The following is a 22,610-nucleotide window of genomic DNA, read 5'->3' on the forward strand; positions in this document are numbered from 1 at the left end:
ATGGATAAAATAAAACCATTTTTGAGATGGGCGGGTGGAAAAACATGGCTAACAAAGCATATCGATGAGTTCTTACCAAGAGAATTCAATGATTATTTTGAACCGTTCATCGGAGGAGGAGCAATTTTTTTGCATTTAAAATCTAAAGGATACATAAAAAATAAATCATATCTATCTGATAGTAATCCAGATTTAATTAATGCTTACAGAATAATCAAATCTAATCCAACTGATTTAATTCACTTATTGGATAAATTTAAAAATACAGAAGAGGAATATTACAAAATAAGAAAAGTTTTTTTTGATAACAATATCGAAAATGCAGCAAAATTTATTTATTTAAATAAAACTTCATTTAACGGAATATATAGAGTTAATAGCAAAGGAGAATATAATGTCCCTTACGGACATAGAAAAACTAAAGAGCTTTTTGATTTTGAAAATATTCTAAAAATTTCTGACTTATTGGATAAAACATATTTTTCAGTAACTGATTTTAAGAGAAAATGTAAAGAAACTAAAGAAAACGATTTAATTTTTCTGGATCCACCTTACACTGTTGCACATGAAAACAATGGTTTTATTCAATATAATCAATCGATATTTTCATGGAAAAATCAAATTGAGTTATCTCACATCTTAAATTCATTAGAGCAAAAACAAACACACTTTGTACTTACTAATGCATCACATAAAAGTATAGATGAACTCTACCAAATTGGAGTGAAAAACATATTATCGAGAGCAAGTACAATTGGTGGAATTGGAGCAAAAAGAACGAATTACAACGAAATAATTATAAGTAATGTTAGGAGATAGAAATTTTTACTGGTCGGCGTTTTGGGAAACGCTAGTGATTTTGGTTTTAACAATATTACCAACAATCTTTATTTTCTTTTCAATTGTATTCGATCAAGAAAGTACTAAAACTTTTAGCGATTTTTATAAATCAGGTGAGTTTTTTCTATATAGTGTTTCATTTTCAAGTTCTGGACTTTTAGTATATAGATCGATTAAAAAGGGTATAAGTTATTTCGCATTAGTTATCATTATTCTTTCTTCAGTTGCTTATATGGTCACTCTTAATGCTAAAAGACCTAATTTAGAAATTATTACAAAATGCTCAATTTTTTCATTTTTTATATCCTTAATTATTTTCTATTGTGCTCAAGTTGTTAGCAATAGAAATTCTCATCCGCCTGACCCGAGGGATTACAGACTAAATGAACAGGATACAATTGAACAAGGCTTATATTAAAATATTATGGAAGTTATTAACGAACAATTTATAGATATTAAATGTATTAAAGCCACACAGCCAATAGGACAAATGTTTATCGGAGTTATTGATAGTGAAGATCTTGAAAAAATTACATATGCAGATGTTCGTCGTTTATCTGAAGGTTCAGAAAACCGAGAAGTAGAAGATTACATTGGTATCCAGAGAAAATTAGATACTAAAAGAGCTAAAAATGAAATTGGTAAATATGTTAATTTAGTTGATGCTACATTTCCTAATAGTATTATACTATCCATCTCCTCTGAAAATGCAAAATACATTGAAAACGAAGGGGTTTTAAGAATTTTATACAAAGATGACATTGCAAAAGTTCTTGATGGTCAGCACAGAATTGCTGGATTTGAACATTATAATCAATCACGTGGTACTTTTGAATTAATTGTCACCATATACATAGATATGGAGCTTGAAGATCAGGCAATTGTATTTGCAACAATAAATAAAGAACAAAGAAATGTAAGTGGATCGCTTGTTACGGATCTTTTCGCATTTGCTGAATCCAGAAGCCCACAAAAGACAGGACATAATATAGCTAGAGCTTTAAATAATAAAGAAGGAAGCCCATTTTATAATAAAATAAAAATATTGGGTAATGCAGATTCAAGTTCTGAAACAATTACTCAATCGACTTTCGTAGAGTCTTTACTTAAATATATAACTAAAGATAAACAATCAGATAGAGATTTCTACAGAAGAAATAAAGAAAAAAAACATGCTAAGCTTGAATATGTAGATCCAAAAGAAGCTGATAGACTTTTTTTAAGAAACATTTTCATTGATGATGAAACCGATATTAAAATTGCACAAATAATATGGAATTATTTTTGGGCAGTTCAACAAAAATGGCCTATAGCATGGAATGAACCAGCAAATAATAATATTTTAAATAAATCTACAGGATTTATTGCGTTAATGAGATTTTTTAAACTTGCGTATTTAAGTTTCAATAAGCGTGATGAAGTAATTACTAAAGAAGAATTTAAATCAATCTTTGATTTAATTGATCTTGAAGAAAATGATTTTAATAGGCAAAAATATGTTCCTGGTGGAATTGGACAAAGTGCTTTATATAATGATTTAAAAACACAAAGTGGATTATAAATATTAGAGTAAAAATCACTATTTAGAAAACACAAAAAAGGGCTTCTCAATAATTTTTGAGAGGCCTTTTTTTAATATAACTAAAAGGTAATTATTTCTTTTTCTTTGTTTTCAAAGCCATTTCATTGTCGTCTAATTCCTGACCAAAATCAGGCATACCGTCTTTAGTCCATTTTATTACTCTGGCACGGGTGTGACGGTTTGGGTCTGACAAGGCGTCTCCTTTAATTTTTTCATAATCACGGGCATGGTAAATCATCACATCGGTTTTTCCGTCTTCTGCTACAGTAAAACTATTGTGTCCCGGACCGTAGCGTTTGAATTTTTCATTCGTAAAGAAAACCGGTTTGTCCAGTTTGTTCCACGATTTTGGATCCAGTAAATCGGCATCTTCTTTTGCCCAAAGCAAACCTATGCAATAAGTCGAGTCAGTAGCACTAGCTGAAAAAGTTAAAAATACTTTTCCGTTTCTGATTAATACAGCCGGTCCCTCATTTACTTTGTAAGTGTGCATTTCCCAATCATAATCTGGTTGGCTGATTACCACTTGTTTTTCATCTACAGTTGTTGGACTGGTCATTTTAGCAATATACAGACTGGTATTTACCACATTTCCGGGACCTCTGTCTACCCAAATAAGGTAACGCTGCCCGTTATGCTCAAAAGTAGTAGCATCTAAAGCAAAGACATCTTTATTTGTTACAATCTGACCTTCTTCTTTCCATTCACCTTTTGTTGGGTCTTCAGAAGGATTTGACAAAGCATAGATGCGAATTTTCCATTTTTCTTCCGCTGATCCTGCTGCAAAATAAATGTACCATTTGCCATCAATCCGATGCAGTTCAGGTGCCCAAATGTGATTTCCCATAACGCCTTTATTGTGTTTACGCCACACAACAATGGGCTTTGCTTCTTTAATTCCGTTAATTGTTTTTGAACTTCTAATTTCAATGCGATCATATTCCGGTGCTGTTGCGATAAAATAGTAAGTACCGTCAGTTGTTTTAGTTACAAATGGATCTGCCCTTTGCAATGCTAATGGATTGTCAAATTGGTTCTTTTTTAGCTTTTGCGAATGCACGGTCATTCCCAGGAGGATCAGACAGCCTAACACGAAGTGACGGATGAGGTTTGTGATAATATTCATTATTTTTATAATTGGTTTTGTTAAATGTAAAAAACACATTTGTTTACAAATATATAAATATTTAAGATTTCTTATAGGTTTTAAAGAATTACTTCATTGGTTATACGGTATACAATATTTGTAAATAAAATAATATAAAATATTGATTATCATGTGTTTTGTCTATGAAATTTGCTTTACGTCGAATATTACTGCCGTTATTTTTAAATTTATAAAAATAGCTGTAATTTTATAGAAAACATACCCCGGCTATCCTGACTTTTCTTGTTAATGATTTAATTTTTAACTGTTTAAAAAATATATTATTATGAAAAAGTTATTCAACATGTTTTATGACAAGATTTCCAGATTTTTATTTGGAGATGAAAAAGTAATCAGATATTAAGAAAGTAATCCGTAAAGAACAGCGTATGTAAAAAACTACTTTTAGGTTTGATTAATTCAACACAAGACCATTTCTAAGTTTATTTAAATTTAGAAATGGTTTTTTGTTATTTTTGGAGACTCAATTTAAAACTATTATGAGTATCAAAATTCTCCACATAGACAGTAATAATCCCATTTTAATGCAGCAATTGCAGGAATTAGGTTTTGAAAATCATGAAGATTTTATTTCGTCTAAAGAAGTTATCGAATCAAAAATTCAGGATTATCATGGGATTGTCATCCGGAGCCGGTTTAAGATAGATAAACACTTCCTTGACAAAGCTACAAAGCTGCAATTTATAGCAAGGGTAGGTGCCGGTTTAGAAAGTATTGATTGTGAATATGCTTCTGCTAAAGATATTCAGTTAATCGCCGCTCCTGAAGGAAACAGAAATGCGGTTGCCGAACATACTCTGGGAATGATTTTGTCGCTTTTTAATAATCTGAACCGGGCTGACAGAGAAATTCGTTCCGGGCATTGGAACAGAGAAAGCAATCGTGGTCATGAACTGGACGGAAAAACGGTAGGAATTGTTGGTTACGGCAATATGGGCAAATGGTTTGCTAAAAAATTAAGAGGTTTTGATGTTGAGGTACTTTGTTATGATATCAAAGAAAATGTTGGCGATGCTCATGCAAAACAGGTCTCATTAGCTGAATTACAAAAAAAAACGGATGTTTTGAGTCTGCATCTTCCCTGGACACCGGAAACGGACAAAATGGTTGATACAGCATATATTAATGCTTTTGCAAAACCATTTTGGATTTTTAATACTTCGAGAGGAAAAAATATTGTAACAGCTGATTTGGTTAAGGCACTACAGTCCGGGAAAATATCAGGTGCCGGATTAGACGTACTGGAATATGAAAAACTTTCATTCGAAACTTTATTTCAGGATAAAACTACACCGGAAGCTTTTCAGTATTTATTAGAAGCGGATAATGTATTGTTGTCGCCTCATGTAGCGGGCTGGACATTTGAAAGCCATGAAGGTTTAGCGCAGGTAATTGTGGATAAGATTAAAAAGTTATATTTTTAAATAATCGGCAGTACTATTTTTCTGTAAAATTCATATATTAGTAACCTAAATCCTAAAGTAGGATTAACTAACTAAAAATATTATTAATTATGATTGAATGGTACAAAAAAGTAATTTTCGAAAACTATGCAAATTTTAGTGGAAGAGCCAGAAGAAGTGAATACTGGTATTTCATATTGGCTAATGTAATTATTGGTACAATATTAAGTGTATTAGACAATGTTTTAGGTTTTAAGTTAGGGAGTTCTAATTCTGGAGTTTTGGGTAGTTTATATAATCTGGCTGTGTTTGTACCGGGTTTAGCTGTCTCTGTAAGAAGGCTTCATGATATTGGTAAAAGCGGCAAGCTGTTATTGCTTTTTTATGGAATAATTTTCATTTCAGTTATAGTGATGGTAGTTTCCGGATTTTCGGTATTTATGTCAGGAAATTTTTCTATGAGCTCTCTTGGGGTTGCTTTTTTTGCTCCACTTTTAGTTGTATTGGCAATGTCTATATGGATGTTAGTTTTATATTGCACTGAAGGAGACCAAGGGCCGAATAAATATGGATCTGATCCTAAAAATGATGCTGCTGAAATTAATGAAATAGGCACTTCTCAATTATAGTTGATTTTTTAAAATTTTAAATAAAAAGTCTCGTCTTGATTATAAAATTCAGATTGAGGCTTTTTTTATATCTTCATTTCGATATAATTTCCTAATTTTATAGGATGATAATCAATTAAATGGATGATTATGGAAAATTCAAAATACGAACATTGGAACCATCCGCAACCCTATCCGGAAGATAATAAAAAATTAGCCGCCGGTCTGTTAGCGATACTTTTGGGTCCTTTTGGAATTCATAAATTTTTATTGGGGTATACCAAGCAAGGAATTATTTGGCTTTTTTTAAGCCTGATTACTTTTGGCACTCTTACCGGATTATTAGGGCTTATCGAAGGAATTATTTATTTGACTAAATCCGATGAAGAATTTTACAGAACCTATCAGCTGGGGCGAAAACCCTGGTTTTAAAATAACAAAAAAGTCTCTGATTGCAGAGACTTTTTTGTTTATATAGGATATTCTCCTTTTTCATTAAATTTTCGTTCCAGTTCAGCCTGGAATTCTTCCATAACGGGTTTCATAGTGCTTTCCGGAATATCGGCAATTCTAATGTACATTAAACCGTCTACAGCGTTATTGAATAAAGGATCTACGTTAAAAGCAACCACTTTGGCATTTTGCTTGATGTATTTTTTTATCAAAACCGGCAAACGTAATATACCGGGCTCCAATTCATCAATAATTTTGTCAAATTTATTCAAATCAGCTTCCGTTTCATTGAATATGAAATCCTTGTCGGCATCTTTTAGTTTTACTTTATATGCTTTTTTAGGATGAATGTATTGTGCAATATAAGGATCATAATAATTGGATTTCATGAATTCAATCATCAGGGATTTTGAAAAATCCGAAAACTGATTACTAATACTCACGCCTCCTAAAAGGTATTTATGTTCCGGAAAACGCAATGTAGTATGAATGATTCCTTTCCAGAGCAGAAATAACGGCATTGGTTTTTGCTGGTATTCTTTAATGATAAACGCACGTCCCATTTCAATGGATTGGTGCATCATTTCGTGCAATTCAGGTTCAAATCGGAAAAGTTCATTCAGGTAAAAACCTTCAATACCGTTTTTAGGATAAATTTCTGAACCCAATCCCATTCTGTAGGCACCGGCAATTCTTTTAGCCTCTTCATCCCATAAGAATAAATGGTGGTAATATTGGTCAAATTTGTCCAAATCAATAGATTCATTTGTTCCTTCTCCCACTTCCCTAAAAGTAATTTCACGTAAACGTCCTATTTCATGTAGAATACTTGGAATCTTGTTTGCCCCAGCAAAGAAAACCTCATAGTTTTTGCTTTGTAACAATCGGCAATCAGTATCCCTTAATGCTTTTACTTCCGAAATGATTTTTTCCTCATTTGCAGGAGTTGCAATTTCTTTAGGATTTCTGGAAATTTTTAAATTAGAAGGTGTCAGTAGCTTGCTTTCTTTTTCAAAAGGATTAGCAAGCATATAGGTTTTTTTTCTTAAAAATTCGGAGTACGATTCAATACTTTCGTATTCATTTTGCTCAGCAACCGAAATCGGTTTGCCAATTCTCACTTTAATCACGCGGTTCTTCTGGCTAAAAAGTTCCGAAGGCAATTTAGCAGTTCGTAATGTGCCGCTTATTTTAGACAGAATATAAAAAAGACGGCTGTTTTTAGCATGAAAATAAATAGGCACTACAGGAACCTGCGCTTTTCTGATAACTTTTATGGCGCCTTCTTCCCAGGGTTTGTCTACAATAAGCTGTCCGTCTTTATAACTGGAAACTTCTCCGGCAGGAAACATTCCAAGAGGTTTTCCATCACTTAAATGACGTAGGGTTTCTTTAATTCCTAAAACACTTGATTTGGCATCCTTATGATTTTCAAAAGGATTTACAGGCATAATATATTGTTTCAAAGGATTTATGCGATGCAAAAGAAAATTAGCGATAATTTTGAAATTAGGTTCTTTCTCTAACATTAATTTCAATAGCAGGATACCATCAATTCCTCCTAATGGATGATTTGAAATAGTAATATAAGCACCGTCTTTAGGCAATCGTTTAAAGTCTTCTTCGGGAATTTCAAATTTAATTTGTAAATCATCAACAATTCCATTTAAAAAGTCAATTTCTTTTAAATGATTGTTGCGATTGTATACTTTATTGAGTGTAGAAATCTTAAGCACTTTCATTAATAACCAACCGGAAAAAGTCCCTAAGACCCCGTATTTCTCAACATTAATTGCTTTAGCAACTTCTTTGGCGGTAACTAAACCCATTTATTTTTTTATTTTTTGAGCGAAAAACAAAGATAGAAAAAAACTCCATTATCCGGCTATGGGCTTTCCCGGATTTTAAAGTTTTTATGTGAGGAGCTTTTTATTTTTAGTATTTTTGAAAACCTAAAAACAAATTAAATGAGAATTGTATCGTATAATGTGAATGGAATCCGTTCAGCAATTTCAAAAGGATTTATCAATTGGTTAGAACAGTCAAAACCTGATGTGGTTTGCCTTCAGGAAATTAAAGCTACACCGGATCAATTGCCGTTACTGGATTTTGAATTAGCGGGTTATCCGTATCATTACTGGTTTCCGGCAACTAAAAAAGGTTATAGCGGAGTTGCTATTTTGTCCAAAATAAAACCTAACAATGTGGTTTATGGCACGGGGATTGAACATATGGATTTCGAAGGACGAACGGTTCGTGTGGATTTTGATGATTTTTCGGTGATGAGTCTCTACCTGCCATCAGGAACTAATATTGAAAGACTGAGCCATAAATTCATGTTTATGGATGATTTTCAAAATTATATAACTGATTTAAAGAACGAGATTCCCAATCTTATTATTTGTGGGGATTATAATATTTGTCATGAAGCAATTGATATTCATGATCCTGTCAGAAATGCTAAAGTTTCAGGTTTCCTTCCCGAAGAACGTGCCTGGCTTGATGCTTTTATGAAAAACGGATTTGTTGACAGTTTTCGTCATTTGAATAAAGAACCGGGACATTATTCCTGGTGGACTGTAAGGGTAAAAACTGCAAGAGCGGATAATAAAGGCTGGAGAATTGATTATTGTTTGGTGAGCGAGCCATTAAAAGACAGAATTAAAAAGGCACTGATTTTACCCGAAGCAAAACATTCTGATCATTGTCCTATTCTTGTAGATATTGAATAAATTAATTAATAGCAATTAGAATAATTATTGCAATTGCAATGTAAAAAGAGCAATAATTTGATTCAAATAAAATTAAATAAAATGATAAAAAAAATTTCCTTAGGCTTATTAGTTTTAGCACTTTCGACTTCTTGTGTTTCAAAGAAAATATATACTGATTTAGAGAATAAGTATACAGATTTGAAGAAAGAAAACAGAAGCCTGTCAGATGAAAACGAAAGTCTTTTAAAAGCTAAAAATCAATTAGAGTCTGATAAAGATGCTTTAGAAAAGAATTTGGAAAAACTAAAATCAGAGCGAGATAAACTAGCTGTTGATCAAAAAGCACTGAATGAAAAAATAGACCGTTTACAGGATTCCTATAATGCTTTAGAAAAAAACAGTAACGAGGCCTTGCAGGCTAATATGAAAAAAAATCGTGATTTATTAGCTGAATTAGAAGCAAAGGAGAAAGCATTAGCTGTAGAGCAGGAGCGACTGAATAAAAACGCGCAACGTTTAAAAGAACTGGAAGACAAGATTGCTGCTAAGGAAGCAACAATGCGAAAATTAAAAGAAACCCTGTCAAATGCTTTAAACGGATTTGAAGGTAAAGGACTGACCGTGGAGCAAAAAAACGGCAAAGTTTATGTGTCTATGGAGAACAAACTACTTTTCAATTCCGGAAGCTGGTCAGTGGGTACGGAAGGTAAAAAAGCGGTAGTGGAATTAGGAAAAGTTCTGGCTGATAATCCTGATATTGCCGTTCTTATTGAAGGACATACTGATAATGATCCTTATGGCGGTTCCGGACCTATTGCTGATAACTGGGATTTATCGACTAAAAGGGCTACTGCAATTGTTGCTATTTTAAGCGAAAACAGAGCGATAAATAAAAAGAATCTGACTGCTGCCGGAAGAGGAGAATTCTCTCCGTTAGCCACAAATGATACGGCAGAAGGAAAAGCGAAGAATCGTAGAATCGAAATTATCCTAACGCCACGATTAGACGAAATAGCCGAAATGTTAAACGAAATTGATTAAATTTTTCTCATAATCGAAAGTCGTAAAGTTATAAAATAGTCAGCTTTATAGTTTTACGACTTTTGGTTTATAATTTTTATACTTTATGAAATACACTACTTTGCCCGATACGGATATAAAAGTGAGTAAAATATGCTTGGGTACCATGACTTTTGGACAACAAAATACCGAAGCTGATGGTCATGCCCAAATGGATTATGCTGTTGCAAATGGAGTAAACTTCTTTGACACTGCCGAAATGTATTCTGTTCCTGCACGGGAAGAAACCTATGGAAGTACCGAAAAAATCCTTGGAACCTGGTTTAAAAAATCAGGTAAGAGAGAAGAAATTGTTTTGGCTTCAAAAATTGCCGGACCCAATCCTAATTTTAGCTACATGCGTGAGAAAAACGATTTCTCGCCAGCGAGTTTAAATTATGCTTTGGATAAAAGCCTGCAACGCTTACAAACAGATTATATTGATTTGTACCAATTGCACTGGCCGGAACGAAAAACCAATTTTTTTGGAAAAAGAGGATTTGTTGCAGAGAATGATGCCTGGGAAGATAATATTCGTCTGGTTTTAGAAACTCTGGATGGATTTGTCAAAGAAGGGAAAATTAAACACATTGGGCTTTCTAATGAAACTCCGTGGGGAATTATGCGTTTTCTCGAAGAAAGCAAGTATCACAATTTACCTAAAATTAAAACGGTTCAAAATCCGTATTCTTTATTAAATCGTCAGTTTGAAGCAGGTTCTGCCGAAATTTGTATCAGAGAAAACATTGGTTTGTTTGCTTATTCACCAATGGCTTTTGGTACTTTGTCAGGTAAATTTTTAGCTGGTGAAAATCATCCCAATGCCCGAATTAAATTGTTTCCGCAATTTTCAAGATATAGCAGTGCCCAAAGCACGGAAGCAACAAAACAATATGTTGCAATTGCCGAAAAACATGGTTTGTCAGCAGCTCAAATGGCTTTGGCTTTTGTAAACCAACAAGCTTTTGTAACCAGTAATATTATTGGAGCAACCACTTTGGAACAGTTAAAAGAAAACATTGCTTCTATTGATTTAGTTCTTTCGGAAGAAATTATCAACGAAATCAATGCGGTGCATGCTGCTATTCCTGATCCTGCACCTTGAATTTTTCTCTGACCACGAAGAAGACAAAGATTTACACAAAGAGAAATTAAGTTATTATTTACCGCAGATTCGCAGATTACAATTTATAATCTACGAACCTGCGGTTTATTTTTTTTAAAAATAATCCTAATATGATTCTTAAAAATTTGTTTCGAAAAACCTTAATAAACTTTGTGACTTCTCTGTTGACTTCGGGGTTAAATTTTAAAACTCAAATTCATCACTTACTTTCAAAGAATCAAGCACTGTAGTGTCTTTTTCTTTTATACGAAGTAATGATTTTGCCGGACCGGTTAGAATAGTTTGTTCCTTTTTAAAAATGGTATCTTCAACGGTAAGCAATCCTCGTCGAATCATCAGATTTGTTAAAAAAGAAACTTGATTCATAGCCGATTCTCTTAAGTTTCCTTCGTCATTAAATTGGTACATAAATTTTTTCGGACTTGGGATAATCCGTGCCAGAAAAAGACATTCGTTGAAAGTCAAATCGGCAGGGATTTTCTGGAAATAAAACTGACTGGCTTCGCCAATTCCGTACACGTTTGGTCCCCATTCGATAATATTAAAATACACTTCCAGCATGCGTTCTTTACTCACAATTCGATTGTTTTCTAAGATGTAAACCAATAGAATTTCTTCCAGTTTTCGGGATAAAGTTTTTTCTCTGGTCAGAAAAACATTTTTAATTAACTGCATGCTGATGGTACTGGCACCACGGGAAAATTTCTTTGTTTTAATGTTTTTTATAATCGACTGCTTGAAAGCTTCATTGATAAAACCGTGATGCGAAAAGAACGAAGGATCTTCGGTAGTTAAAACACATTTTTGTAAATAAGGAGAGATTTGCTCCAAAGGTGTAAAATAAGGATTCGCCATTCCTACAAGCACCGGACGTTGCAATACATTATTGATGATAGCGCGATACATGAATTCGCCATTTAATTTATTCAGATTTGCTTCACCGTAGCGCGTAATTTTTAAGTTTTCTTTTTTTATGTCGCTGTTAAAAACTAAATCATCTGGTTTGTTTTTATTGTATTCAAAATCCAGATTATATGAAAAACTCCCTTCAGCTTCCATGCCTTCAAAATGCGTAAACAAACCGTCCGGAAGCGAACTGATAAAATTCTGGGCTTTTATTTTTGGAATGTTCACTTTGAGTTTGTAAATGGTATCTTCCTCGGTTTTGTAAGCTAAATATGGGTGAAATTTCACTTTGTTAAACTGCACGGTTGAACTGCTGTCAACAGAAATAAAATCAGAACCTAAAAGCAGGCGATAATCAAAACGTGCATTTTTAATCAACACATCTTTTCGGGCAATTTTAGCATGATTAATTTTTAAATTAGCAATCGAAGTAAAGCCGTCAATATGAAGCTCGCCTCCACTTTTATCAATATTTTCGATGTTTAATCGAATAGAATCAAAACTGGAAATAAGATTGTAGCGTTCATCAAAATAAGGAACCTTTATGGCTCCGGTATCGATGTTGAAGAAGCGGAGATCGGCTTTTTGATTTCTGGGGTCAGCAAAACCTTTTATTTTCCAGCGTTGGCCAAAAGTATTTGTTTTTACATGAATCGAAGTTTCCAGTTCTTTGTTTAATAATACTAATTTTTTGATATCAATTGTTGCTTTTTTTCCGTTGTCGTCAAGTTTGAATTTCAAATTTTCGACTTCCATATCAGTCGGAATTAAATTCAGTACTTTTGAAATAATACGATAAGTAAAAGAAGCATAATCTTTCTTATTGGTACTGTTTTCTTCGTTTTTATTTCTTTTTAAAAAAGCAGCAAAATTTTTGATTTTTCCTTTTTGAGTAAGTTGGATGTAGCCATTTTTGACTTCTAAAGTTCCTAACTGAACATCACCCAGCAGCAAACGCCAGATGTTGACAGAAGTTCTCATTTTTTGAATATGGAACAAAGTGTCGGCGTTTTTTGGAACTAAAGTGATATCTGTAAGATTGATTCCGGAAAGTCCTTCAAAATGGGCGTTTTTGACTAAAAATTCACTGTTATAATCGCTTTTTATTTTCTTAGTTGTTTTTGCAATAGCTTGTTGCAAAAGTGTTTCTCTAAAAATGAAAATTCCAATAACTGCAATTAGAATAACAGCAATAAGTATTTTCAGAATTAAAAATATTTTTTGTTTTTGGGTTTTCATCAATGGAAGCGCATTTTGGCGATGAGCTAAAATAATAACTTTTTTTATTCCATTGATATTCTTTATCTAAAGTTTAATAAAGTCTGAGTGAATGAAGAAGTTTGATGGCTTTAAAAGTTTATCTAGTGTTTTGTAAGAAGTTTTTTTGTTGTGTTTTAGAAATGTGTTCAGATTAGTATAAATTGCAATTCATTATGCTTAATTGCAGTTCGTCGGAAAAATGTTTTTTCAAATGGCTTGGTTTCCTTCATTTGCTAAATAATTAAACCAACTCACAAATTATGAAAAAATTTATCGCATTAATCCTGATTTTGGTAGTTACAAGTTCGATTGTCGTTTCTAAAAATGACACATCTTTGAATATGAATTTAGCAAACGATAAAAGTAATAATCCCAGTCAATACAATAAAAACTGGGAATATGTAAAAGACAGATTGTTTGATGGAGAAACTGAAACAGTATATAAGCGTGAAGGGCCAATACTTATATCGCTAAAATATGCCTCAAAACAAGACAGTCTAATTGTAAATGAAATTATTCGGGAATTGAGAACAGTTATTCCTAATGAAACAGTTGATTACTTTGATAATTTTACCGGTGTATCTTTTGACATTGCTTTACGTAATGGTTATAACGAAAAATACAAGGGAATCTCTTTATGGGATTTGTCAAGATCAACAACTGAGTTGGGTTTTTATAAAAGTTCAGGAGTAGACAATAGACTTGAATCTGAAAAACGTATATTGTACCTTATGCCTCCTAAGGTAGATTCTGAAAGAAATATAGATTATCGATTACCGAATGAAATTGGGAAGATAACAAGAGGAATTTTTGATTCGAAATCTGAAAATTATTATTCGCCGATTTCTATTTCATTTGATATTAATAAAGAGATAACTTATAATGAAAGGAAAACATATATTCAATATGAATTATTAAGGTCGCTTTGTTATATTCAAGATGCTAATTTTATTCCTGTTACTTATGGAAAAGGGAATGTGAATAGTATTTTTAAGTCTACTCGACACAATCCGGAAAATTCAAAATTTACAGATAGTGATAAATTTTTATTGAAAAAACTATATTCGGATGATTTTATAGAGCAATTTAAAGATTATATGTATGCCAATTATCCTTGGCGTTATGCCAGTAGTTTCACCAATAAAAAAGCACACGAATTTAAGGTTTGGGGTATTATTATTGTTGTAGGTGTTGTTGTTTTTGTTTTAATGTTCAGCTTCTTTCAAAACAGAAAATTCAAGTATAATTATCTTAATTACTTATTCCCAATTTTCATTATTTTAATGTCTTTTATAAGTTTTAGTAATTTTCATAATTTGATGACAGATTTTAGAGTTTTTGTTAGTTGGTGGAATGCACTTTTCTCGCTATTAATAACTCCGATTTTATTTGCTCCGTTAATTTCCTTTGTATTATGGGGATTAGAAAAAAATAGCTTTAAAAAGAACGAAAGTTTTAGCTATCAATTGATTCTCAAAGTAATTTTTACATTTGTTTCTTTTATAGCGCCACTTACTTTAATATTTTTAGAATCAGATAGAGAAGGATTTTTTGAATTTATTTTGCCTTATGTTTTTTTCTCAGCTGCATTGGCAATTGGTAGGGGATTGTTGTTGTATTTGAATCATTTTTCAGCATCTTTGGTTAAAGAAAAAGATGTAGAATTGAGCCGTTTACAAGAAGCGAAAGCCGAAGCTGAGGTCAAAGTATTGCAGTCCCAAATTAATCCGCATTTCTTGTATAATGCTTTAAATTCCATTGCCAGTTTAGCGCATACGGATGCTGATAAAACCGAAAAAATGGCGTTATCCTTGTCGGATTTATTCCGTCACAGTATTAATCGAAAAGGGAAGAAAGTAAATACTTTAGGCGATGAGTTAAGTTTGGTTCAAAATTATTTAGAAATTGAACAAATCCGTTTTGGTGACCGTTTGGATTTTTCTATCGATGTCGATGCTGATTTATTGAATGTTGAGATACCGATGTTTATTTTACAGCCTTTGGTTGAAAATGCCATTAAACACGGAATTTCTAAAATTGAAGGACAAGGCCAAATTATCTTGAAAGTAAGTGAAAAAGGCGAAGGGATTTTGATTTCCATTCAGGATAACGGTCCTGATTTTCCGGAAGGATTAGTTAGTGGTCACGGATTGCAAACCGTTTATGATTTGTTACGATTTACTTATGGTGACAAAGCGGAAATGAGTTGGCACAACGAACCTCAAAAAGAAATCAACATTCAAATAAATAATATGATTTAATGAAAAATCAAGCTTATACCACCTTAATTATAGATGACGAACCGCCGGCAAGAGCCCGTTTGCAAAAATTACTGGAACATTTTCCGGAAACTTTTCGGGTATTGGATGAAGCTAAAAATGGAATAGAAGCTGTTGAAAAAATCAATCAATTACAGCCTGATGTTATCTTTCTGGATATTGAAATGCCCGGATTGAACGGTTTTGAATTATTGGAGCGTTTGGATAAAATACCCATTGTGATTTTCTGTACGGCATTCGACCAGTATTCTTTGAAAGCTTTTGAAACTAATAGCATTGATTATTTATTAAAACCGCTACGATTGGAACGTTTGCAACAAACAGTAGAAAAACTGAGTCGTTTTAAAAACAATCTTTCTTCGGCAACTATTAGGTCAGTTTTAAAGGAATTTTACAGTCAGAAAGAAGAAAAAAAGATGACTTCAATAACAGTTAAAAAAGGAGACAAACTCATTTTTATAAAACTGGATGAGGTCACTCATTTTGAAGCCGATGAAAAATACGTGACGGTTTATACCAATAAAGAAAATCATTTGATTGAGCAATCGCTATCTCAATTAGAATTGAAATTACCACAAGAATTTATACGAGTACATCGTGCTGTGATTCTAAATAAGAATCTGGTGCTGGATGTTCAAAAGTACTTTAATAGTCGTTTTGTGATTACGTTGAATAACAATAGAAAAACGAGAATCACTTCTGGAAGAAGCTATAATTTACAGATTAAAAATTGGATGGGAATTTAATCAATCCTGACAGGTTTCAAAAACCTGTCAGGGTTTGGTAATAAAGATTTATCCAAAAAGCATACTTGCGACATCTTCAATTTTAGCGACTAATTCGATTTTAATTCCGGTATTTTTTAAAGCAATTTTATTGTATTTGGATACAAAAATAGTAGAGAAACCTAATTTTTCGGCTTCCTGTATGCGTTGGTCCACGCGGTTTACAGGACGAATTTCGCCTGAAAGACCTACTTCGCCGGCAAAACAAAAACCTTTGTCTACGGCTATATCTTCATTCGATGATAAAATAGCGGCAACAACGGCTAAATCAATCGCAGGATCATCTACCGAAATTCCGCCGGTGATGTTCAGGAAAACGTCTTTGGCGCCAAGCCTGAAACCGGCTCTTTTTTCTAAAACCGCCAGAATCATATTCAGCCTTTTGGCATTGTAACCGGTGGTACTGCGTTGTGGAGTTCCGTAAACGGCGGTGCTGACTAAAGATTGAATTTCAATCATCAGCGGACGCATGCCTTCTAATGTGGTGGCAATGGCAGTTCCGGATAATTCTTCGTCTTTATGCGAAATTAATATTTCGGACGGATTGGAAACTTCACGCAATCCGCTGCCTAACATTTCGTAAATACCAATTTCAGCGGTAGAACCAAATCGGTTTTTTAAGGAACGCAGAATTCGATATACATGATTTCGGTCACCTTCAAATTGCAATACGGTATCGACCATGTGTTCTAATATTTTGGGCCCGGCAATGTTTCCATCTTTGGTAATATGACCAATAAGAATCACGGGGATATTGGTTTCTTTTGCAAATTTGATTAACTCAGCAGTAGTTTCTCTAATTTGAGAAATGCTTCCTGCGGTCGATTCGATATAATCGGTATGCAGCGTTTGAATCGAATCGATAATTACGATTTCGGGTTCAATGGCTTCAATTTGTTTGAAGATGTTTTGGGTTTTGGTTTCGGTCAGAATATAGCAATTATCGCTACTTGGCGTAATCCTTTCGGCGCGCATTTTTATTTGTTTCTGACTTTCCTCGCCCGAAACATATAGGGTTTTGTAAGGTAATTTTAACGAAATTTGGAGTAAAAGCGTACTTTTTCCAATTCCGGGTTCACCTCCTAAAAGCGTTAAGGAACCTGGAACGATTCCGCCACCAAGGACACGATTCAATTCGGCATCTGTAGTGTTCATCCGGATTTCTTCCGTCGAATCTATTTCGGTTATTTTTAAAGGTTTGGGTGCTCTGCTATTTGGAGTTGGTTCGCTTTTCCAGGCTACTTTGTCTTGTTTCTGAATAATTTCTTCGGCAATGGTATTCCATTCTTTACAGGCGTTGCATTGGCCTTGCCATTTAGCATAAGATGTTCCGCAGTTTTGGCAGAAAAAAGAGGTTTTAACTTTTGACATTATCTTTTAACAGTTAGGCTTTTCATATCATCGTACTTGTTGTACATCATATCTTTGGTCAAATCACCAATTTCTTCCAGTTGAGTAGCACGTTGGTATTTGCTGGCGGCTTTTTTGGCATCGCCTGTTTTTTCATACATTAATCCCAATTCGTAATCAGCAAGCATGGTTTTTGGGTAGTTTTTATTGGCTAATTGGGCTAGTTTCTCTAATTCATCATACGCTTTGTTTTTTAAAATAGCGGCTTCAATAGCTTTGAAATCATTAATCCGGATAGGGATGTTTAATCCCAGTTTTTCAGTAGTATTGTCATATTTTTTAGTCAGATAATCTACATAACCCGATGGTAATACCACTATTTTCTCTGAAAATTCAGTAGAAGAAATAGGTTTGTAGCTGTCAAAAATTTGGTACAAAGCATTTGGAATCGAATATAAAACTAAAGAATAATGGGATGCATTCCTAAAATTATCAAATTTATAATTAACTAAGGGATTTGTTATTGATTTTAAACTGTTATCTAATGATGCTACAGGTTCACGTAATTGTTTGATATCGCCATCGGCTGAGGATTGGTAGTAGAAAACAGGTTTTTTTGTATTGGTTAAACTCGTTGTTATTTGGTTTTCCATACCCGGAGCAAGTTCCGGACTTAATGAAATATAGGCATTAAAATAGGGATTTTCTTTATACAGAAAGAAGTTTAAAAAACCCGCAGTGGTGTCATGTCCTGCTATAATTCTGAAAGGAGCAACACGGTATTTTTTTTCGATAAATGGCATCAGTTCTTCGCCGATAAAATTATAAAAAGCGGCAGATCTTTGTGTTGGCATTCCTTCGGTTTCATCAAAAGTACAATCGTCCATGCGGCTGTTTTTTTGATTGATTCCTATAATTATAGTTTCCGGTAAATCATCCCAATATTCACCGTATTTTAAAGCGCCCTGAAAAGAATCGAATAAATATTGTCCGTCTAATAACAAGAGAACGGGATATCTTTTACCTGGGCTCGTTTCATAGGAGGGAGGTAAGCTAACAATGATTTCTCTGGTTGTTCCCAGCTTATCGGATTTGATTAATTCTGTTTTTTGAGCAAATAATGAAAGGGAAAATAAAAATAAAAGTAGAAGTTGTTTCATAATTTGGGCTTTTAGAATTCGATTTTAAATATACTACTTTTACTCAAAGTAAATGGCTGTAAAAAAAAGAAGCGCTTCTTTTTTAGAGAAACGCTTCGGATATTTAATGTTTAGATGTTTTTTTAGGTTAATGAATTGTCTTTTTCATTTGGGAAAATAATCCATGGCTGGAAAGTTTTGGCTTCTTCAAAGTCCAGAGTTGCGTAAGAAATAATAATAATAATATCATCTCTTTGTACCTTTCTTGCTGCAGGACCGTTAAGTGTGATTTCACCGGAATTTCTTTTTCCTTTTATGGCATAAGTGTCAAAACGTTCTCCATTGTTGATGTTAACAATAGAAACTTTCTCTCCTTCAATAATATTTGAAGCTTCTAATAAGGTTTCATCGATGGTGATGCTGCCAATATAATTTAAATCGGCACCTGTTACTTTTACCCGATGTATTTTTGATTTTAAGACTTGAATTTGCATGGCACAAAAGTAAATTATTTTAGTGAAATGGTATCAATCAATCGGATATTATTAACAAATACGGCGATAAATGCACGATAATTTTTATCTTTTGTTTTTTCGTCGCAAGGAATAAGTGTTTCCTCATCAGCGATTTCAAAATACTCTAAGTCAAAATTTGTGTTGGCGTCAAAAACATCTTTTACCCATTGTTTCACGGATTTGCAATCCTGTGCTTTGAATTTTTCTTTTGCCTGAAGTAAAGTTTGATAGATGATTGCTGCCTGCTCTTTTTCAGAAGCGGATAAGCGTTCGTTTCGGGAACTCATGGCTAAACCATTAGCTTCTCGGTGGATTTTGCAGCCAATAATATTTACGTTTAAATGATTTTTAAGAACCATTTTTTTTACGATTTGCAATTGCTGGAAATCTTTTTTGCCAAAATAAGCATTGTTTGGAGAGACAATTTCAAACAGACGTTTTACAATAGTTCCTACTCCGTTAAAATGCCCAGGTCTGAATTTGCCTTCCATTTGGTTTTCTAAACCGTCAAAATCAAAATTTTGTGATATTACTTTTCCTTCATAAATATCATCTACGGTAGGCGCATAGACAATTATATTGGCATTTAATTGGAAAATTTTTTGAGTATCTTCTTCTAAGGTTCTGGGGTATTTTTCTAAATCTTCAGCATTGTTGAACTGGGTAGGATTAACAAAAATACTTACGACAGTATTGTTGTTTTCTGCCAGTGATTGTTGCATCAGCGAGAGATGTCCCTGGTGTAAAGCACCCATTGTAGGAACAAAACCAATAGTGGAATTTTGAGTTTTAACTGAATTTAAAAATTCGGCTAAAGCAGCTTTTCCATAGAAAATAGGCATGATGATTTTATTAAAATTGAGTGCAAACATAATATATTAGTTAATAACTGCATAAAATTTCGTAATTTTGCGTGGTTTTTATTACCAACTTAACTAACTAAATTACAATATGAAAGATAAGAGGATATTATATGTATCATCTGAAGTGGTGCCCTATCTGGCTGAAAATGAGGTTTCTTTAATGTCTTATGATGTTCCAAAGATGGTTAATGATCAAGGGGGGCAGATTAGGATTTTTATGCCAAGATATGGAAATATTAATGAAAGAAGACACCAATTGCATGAAGTAATTAGATTATCCGGAATGAATTTGGTAGTAAATGATTTAGATATGCCTTTGATTATTAAGGTAGCATCAATTCCAAAAGAGAGAATTCAGGTTTATTTTATTGATAATGATGAGTATTTTAAAAGAAAAGCCACTTTTGCTGATGAAGACGGGGTTATGTATCCTGATAATGATGAGCGCGCTATATTTTTTGCAAAAGGAGTTGTTGAAACAGTAAAAAAATTAAACTGGGTTCCTGATATTATTCATGTCCATGGCTGGATGGCAGCAATGTTGCCTGTTTATATGAAACATTTTTATAAAAATGAAGCTTTATTTTCAGATACTAAAATAGTTACTTCCGTTTATGGACAGTCGTTCGATGGTACTTTAGATGTTGAAATGATTAATAAAGTGAAACTTGACGGTGTGCCTCAGGAAGAAGTCGAGATGCTTGCAACACCTGATTATGAGAATATTATTAAGGCAACGGTAATGCATTCGGACGCTGTAATTGTGGCTTCCCCAAATGTTAGTCCAAGTTTAACAAAATTTATTGAAACTTCGGGAAAACCTTTTTTACCTTTCGTCCCTAAAGATGCTTTCGCAGAAGCGTATAGCAATTTTTATAAAGAAATGCTTTAACCTTACTTTTTTAATATGCATAATAATTCTTTTTTTAAGAAAATTCTAATAGTAATAACGGTTGTTTTTTTTGTATCCTGTGATAAAGATTTTAATTCCATCGGAGATGATTTAGTAGGAAATGATCATTTTGGTTTGGAAAGAAAGTCTTTTAATGTGTTAGCATACAATCAAAAAATTAATGCAGTACAATCCAGTAATTTACCTGTAAATGCTTTAGGTGTTTATGAAGATGCTGTTTTTGGAACTACAACAGCCAGTTTTGTAACTCAGCTTACTTTAGCTTCTGTGAATCCGGTTATTGGGAATAACGTTGAGGTGGACAGTGTGATTTTGTCTGTTCCTTATTTTAACACTCCGTTGCCTAACCCGGATTTAGAATCAGGAGAGAACCTTTATAGATTAGATTCTCTTTATGGAAACAAAGATCTGGGTAAAATTAAGCTCAGTATTTATGAAAACGGATATTTTATGAGGGATTTAGATCCTGAGACCGGTTTTTTAGAAGCACAAAGATATTATACAAATCAGATATCTGATTTTGAGACACTCAAAGGATCTGTTGCATTGAATGATGCTGCCGATGTTTCTCAAAACACCGCTTTTTTCTTTAATCCTAAAGCTGTCAAAGAAACTACAACAACTAATGGTGAAGCAGCAACAACTCAATCTGTTCCGGCTATGAGACTGGCTTTAAATAAAAACTATTTTAAAACAAAAATTATTGATGCTGCCGCTTCAGGCAAATTGGTAACTAATGATGTTTTTAAAAATTATTTCAGAGGTTTGTATTTTAAAGTAGAAAAATCAGGTTCTAATCCGGGAGTTTTGTCTATGATGAATTTTAGAGCGGGTACGGTTACTATATATTATAAAGAAGATTCTTCAACGGATAATACGGTTAAAGTTTCTAAATCAATTCTGCTTAATCTTACGGGAAATACCGTTAATTTGCTTTCTAATGATGTAACAAATGCGACTGATTATACAAATGCAGCTACTAATCCTGATATTGCAGCCGGTGATGAAAAGTTGTATGTAAAAGGAGGAGAAGGCTCAATGGCTGTATTGGATCTTTTTGATCAAACGGATAACCTGAGTTATGATGCTAATGGGAATGTACAGGGACCTAACGGAGTTTATGATGAATTAGATGAATTAAGACGTAAAGATCCGGTAACCGGAAAGAGAGTGTTGATAAATGAAGCTAATTTGGTTTTTCATATGGATCATACCGCAATGGGAGCAAATAAGATTCCGGGCAGGATTTATCTATATGATTTAACTAACAATACGACGATTGTAGACTACCTCTTTGATGGAACAACAGGAACAAATAGTAAAAACGGATTATTGATATATGGAGGTCTTTTGAATACCACTAATACTGATGATAAAACATATAAATTCAGAATTACCAATCATATCAGAAATCTGATTCAGAACTCTGATTCTACGAATGTTAAATTGGGAGTGGTAATTACTGAGGATATTAATAATAGTGCAATGAATAAGTTGCGATTGCCATTACAGCCGGGAACCACTTTGACTAAAGTGCCTCAGGCTTCAGTAATGAGTCCTTTAGGGGTAGTGCTTCATGGAAGTAAATCTTCTGTACCGGCAGATAAAAAATTAAAATTAGAGATTTATTACACAAAACCGAATTAA

At 33.3% G+C, this 22,610-nt stretch carries 20 protein-coding genes; 13 read left to right on the plus strand and 7 right to left on the minus strand.

All coding sequences use genetic code 11. The annotated features are described in order from the left end of the window. The 3 genes from ACSV4D_RS03735 to ACSV4D_RS03745 are packed head-to-tail and all read left to right on the plus strand — an operon-like array spanning position 1 to position 2,401. Entirely contained in the window at positions 1 to 819 is an 819-nt protein-coding gene (locus ACSV4D_RS03735) for a DNA adenine methylase (protein ID WP_439227203.1), read from the plus strand. Then, complete coding sequence (locus ACSV4D_RS03740; protein ID WP_439227204.1) at positions 806 to 1,258, plus strand: hypothetical protein; 453 nt, start codon at positions 806 to 808, stop codon at positions 1,256 to 1,258. Before ACSV4D_RS03735 ends, ACSV4D_RS03740 begins: the two co-directional genes overlap by 14 nt. Positions 1,259 to 1,264: 6 nt before the next feature. Continuing rightward, positions 1,265 to 2,401, plus strand: a complete 1,137-nt coding sequence (locus ACSV4D_RS03745; RefSeq protein ID WP_439227205.1) for a DGQHR domain-containing protein — start codon at positions 1,265 to 1,267, stop codon at positions 2,399 to 2,401. A gap of 91 nt (positions 2,402 to 2,492) precedes the next feature. Here ACSV4D_RS03745 and ACSV4D_RS03750 read toward each other — a convergent pair whose 3' ends face one another. After that, entirely contained in the window at positions 2,493 to 3,548 is a 1,056-nt protein-coding gene (locus tag ACSV4D_RS03750; RefSeq protein ID WP_439227206.1) for a glycoside hydrolase family 43 protein, read from the minus strand. Between the two features lie 521 nt (positions 3,549 to 4,069). Between ACSV4D_RS03750 and ACSV4D_RS03755 the strand changes: the two genes are divergently transcribed. The 3 genes from ACSV4D_RS03755 (at position 4,070) to ACSV4D_RS03765 (ending at position 6,033) form a co-directional block, all read left to right on the plus strand. Beyond that, complete coding sequence (locus tag ACSV4D_RS03755; RefSeq protein ID WP_439227207.1) at positions 4,070 to 5,014, plus strand: 2-hydroxyacid dehydrogenase; 945 nt, start codon at positions 4,070 to 4,072, stop codon at positions 5,012 to 5,014. 89 nt (positions 5,015 to 5,103) lie between these two features. After that, on the plus strand, positions 5,104 to 5,622 hold the full coding sequence (locus ACSV4D_RS03760; protein ID WP_439227208.1) for a DUF805 domain-containing protein: 519 nt from the start codon (positions 5,104 to 5,106) through the stop codon (positions 5,620 to 5,622). A 129-nt stretch (positions 5,623 to 5,751) separates the two neighbouring features. Beyond that, positions 5,752 to 6,033 (plus strand): TM2 domain-containing protein, encoded by a 282-nt coding sequence (locus tag ACSV4D_RS03765; RefSeq protein WP_408080644.1) that lies wholly within the window; start codon positions 5,752 to 5,754, stop codon positions 6,031 to 6,033. Between the two features lie 38 nt (positions 6,034 to 6,071). On the opposite strand, the gene ACSV4D_RS03770 is transcribed toward ACSV4D_RS03765, so the two are convergent. After that, positions 6,072 to 7,883, minus strand: coding sequence for a GNAT family N-acyltransferase (locus ACSV4D_RS03770; RefSeq protein ID WP_408080646.1), 1,812 nt, complete (start codon positions 7,881 to 7,883; stop codon positions 6,072 to 6,074). Positions 7,884 to 8,021: 138 nt separating this feature from the next. Here ACSV4D_RS03770 and ACSV4D_RS03775 point away from each other — a divergent pair, with 138 nt between their 5' ends. The 3 genes from ACSV4D_RS03775 to ACSV4D_RS03785 all read left to right on the plus strand — a co-directional run bounded on the left by ACSV4D_RS03775 (position 8,022) and on the right by ACSV4D_RS03785 (position 10,932). After that, positions 8,022 to 8,786 carry an exodeoxyribonuclease III gene (locus ACSV4D_RS03775; RefSeq protein WP_439227209.1) on the plus strand — a complete coding sequence of 255 codons (765 nt, stop codon included), beginning with the start codon at positions 8,022 to 8,024 and terminating at the stop codon, positions 8,784 to 8,786. A gap of 81 nt (positions 8,787 to 8,867) precedes the next feature. Then, positions 8,868 to 9,809: an OmpA family protein gene (locus tag ACSV4D_RS03780; protein ID WP_408080650.1), complete on the plus strand. Its 942-nt coding sequence runs from the start codon at positions 8,868 to 8,870 to the stop codon at positions 9,807 to 9,809. Positions 9,810 to 9,894: 85 nt separating this feature from the next. Continuing rightward, the gene (locus ACSV4D_RS03785) at positions 9,895 to 10,932 is read left to right on the plus strand and encodes an NADP(H)-dependent aldo-keto reductase (RefSeq protein ID WP_439227210.1); all 1,038 of its coding nucleotides are present in this window, start codon (positions 9,895 to 9,897) and stop codon (positions 10,930 to 10,932) included. A gap of 204 nt (positions 10,933 to 11,136) precedes the next feature. Here the strand turns inward: ACSV4D_RS03785 and ACSV4D_RS03790 are convergent, their stop codons facing one another. Next, positions 11,137 to 13,098 (minus strand): transglycosylase domain-containing protein, encoded by a 1,962-nt coding sequence (locus tag ACSV4D_RS03790; protein WP_439227211.1) that lies wholly within the window; start codon positions 13,096 to 13,098, stop codon positions 11,137 to 11,139. Positions 13,099 to 13,379: 281 nt separating this feature from the next. Here ACSV4D_RS03790 and ACSV4D_RS03795 point away from each other — a divergent pair, with 281 nt between their 5' ends. Continuing rightward, a complete protein-coding gene (locus ACSV4D_RS03795; protein WP_439227212.1) occupies positions 13,380 to 15,380 on the plus strand; it encodes a sensor histidine kinase in 2,001 nt (666 codons plus the stop codon). Beyond that, the gene (locus ACSV4D_RS03800) at positions 15,380 to 16,144 is read left to right on the plus strand and encodes a LytR/AlgR family response regulator transcription factor (protein ID WP_439227213.1); all 765 of its coding nucleotides are present in this window, start codon (positions 15,380 to 15,382) and stop codon (positions 16,142 to 16,144) included. The genes ACSV4D_RS03795 and ACSV4D_RS03800 overlap by 1 nt, the downstream gene beginning before the upstream one ends. A gap of 48 nt (positions 16,145 to 16,192) precedes the next feature. On the opposite strand, the gene radA is transcribed toward ACSV4D_RS03800, so the two are convergent. The 4 genes from radA to panC all read right to left on the minus strand — a co-directional run bounded on the left by radA (position 16,193) and on the right by panC (position 20,059). Next, a complete protein-coding gene (gene radA, locus ACSV4D_RS03805; RefSeq protein WP_408080660.1) occupies positions 16,193 to 17,554 on the minus strand; it encodes a DNA repair protein RadA in 1,362 nt (453 codons plus the stop codon). Next, on the minus strand, positions 17,554 to 18,693 hold the full coding sequence (locus ACSV4D_RS03810) for an alpha/beta hydrolase (RefSeq protein ID WP_439227214.1): 1,140 nt from the start codon (positions 18,691 to 18,693) through the stop codon (positions 17,554 to 17,556). Before ACSV4D_RS03810 ends, radA begins: the two co-directional genes overlap by 1 nt. Before the next feature lie 122 nt (positions 18,694 to 18,815). Then, positions 18,816 to 19,166 carry an aspartate 1-decarboxylase gene (gene panD, locus ACSV4D_RS03815; protein WP_408080664.1) on the minus strand — a complete coding sequence of 117 codons (351 nt, stop codon included), beginning with the start codon at positions 19,164 to 19,166 and terminating at the stop codon, positions 18,816 to 18,818. 14 nt (positions 19,167 to 19,180) lie between these two features. Further along, a complete protein-coding gene (panC, locus tag ACSV4D_RS03820; RefSeq protein WP_439227215.1) occupies positions 19,181 to 20,059 on the minus strand; it encodes a pantoate--beta-alanine ligase in 879 nt (292 codons plus the stop codon). A 79-nt stretch (positions 20,060 to 20,138) separates the two neighbouring features. On the opposite strand from panC, the gene ACSV4D_RS03825 reads away from it, so the two are divergent. Then, positions 20,139 to 20,942, plus strand: coding sequence for a glycogen/starch synthase (locus ACSV4D_RS03825; RefSeq protein WP_408080668.1), 804 nt, complete (start codon positions 20,139 to 20,141; stop codon positions 20,940 to 20,942). Positions 20,943 to 20,957: 15 nt separating this feature from the next. Beyond that, positions 20,958 to 22,610, plus strand: a complete 1,653-nt coding sequence (locus tag ACSV4D_RS03830; RefSeq protein ID WP_439227216.1) for a DUF4270 domain-containing protein — start codon at positions 20,958 to 20,960, stop codon at positions 22,608 to 22,610.

The organism is Flavobacterium sp. ARAG 55.4 (assembly GCF_051846875.1).
GTDB classification, from domain to species: Bacteria; Bacteroidota; Bacteroidia; order Flavobacteriales; family Flavobacteriaceae; genus Flavobacterium; species Flavobacterium plantiphilum.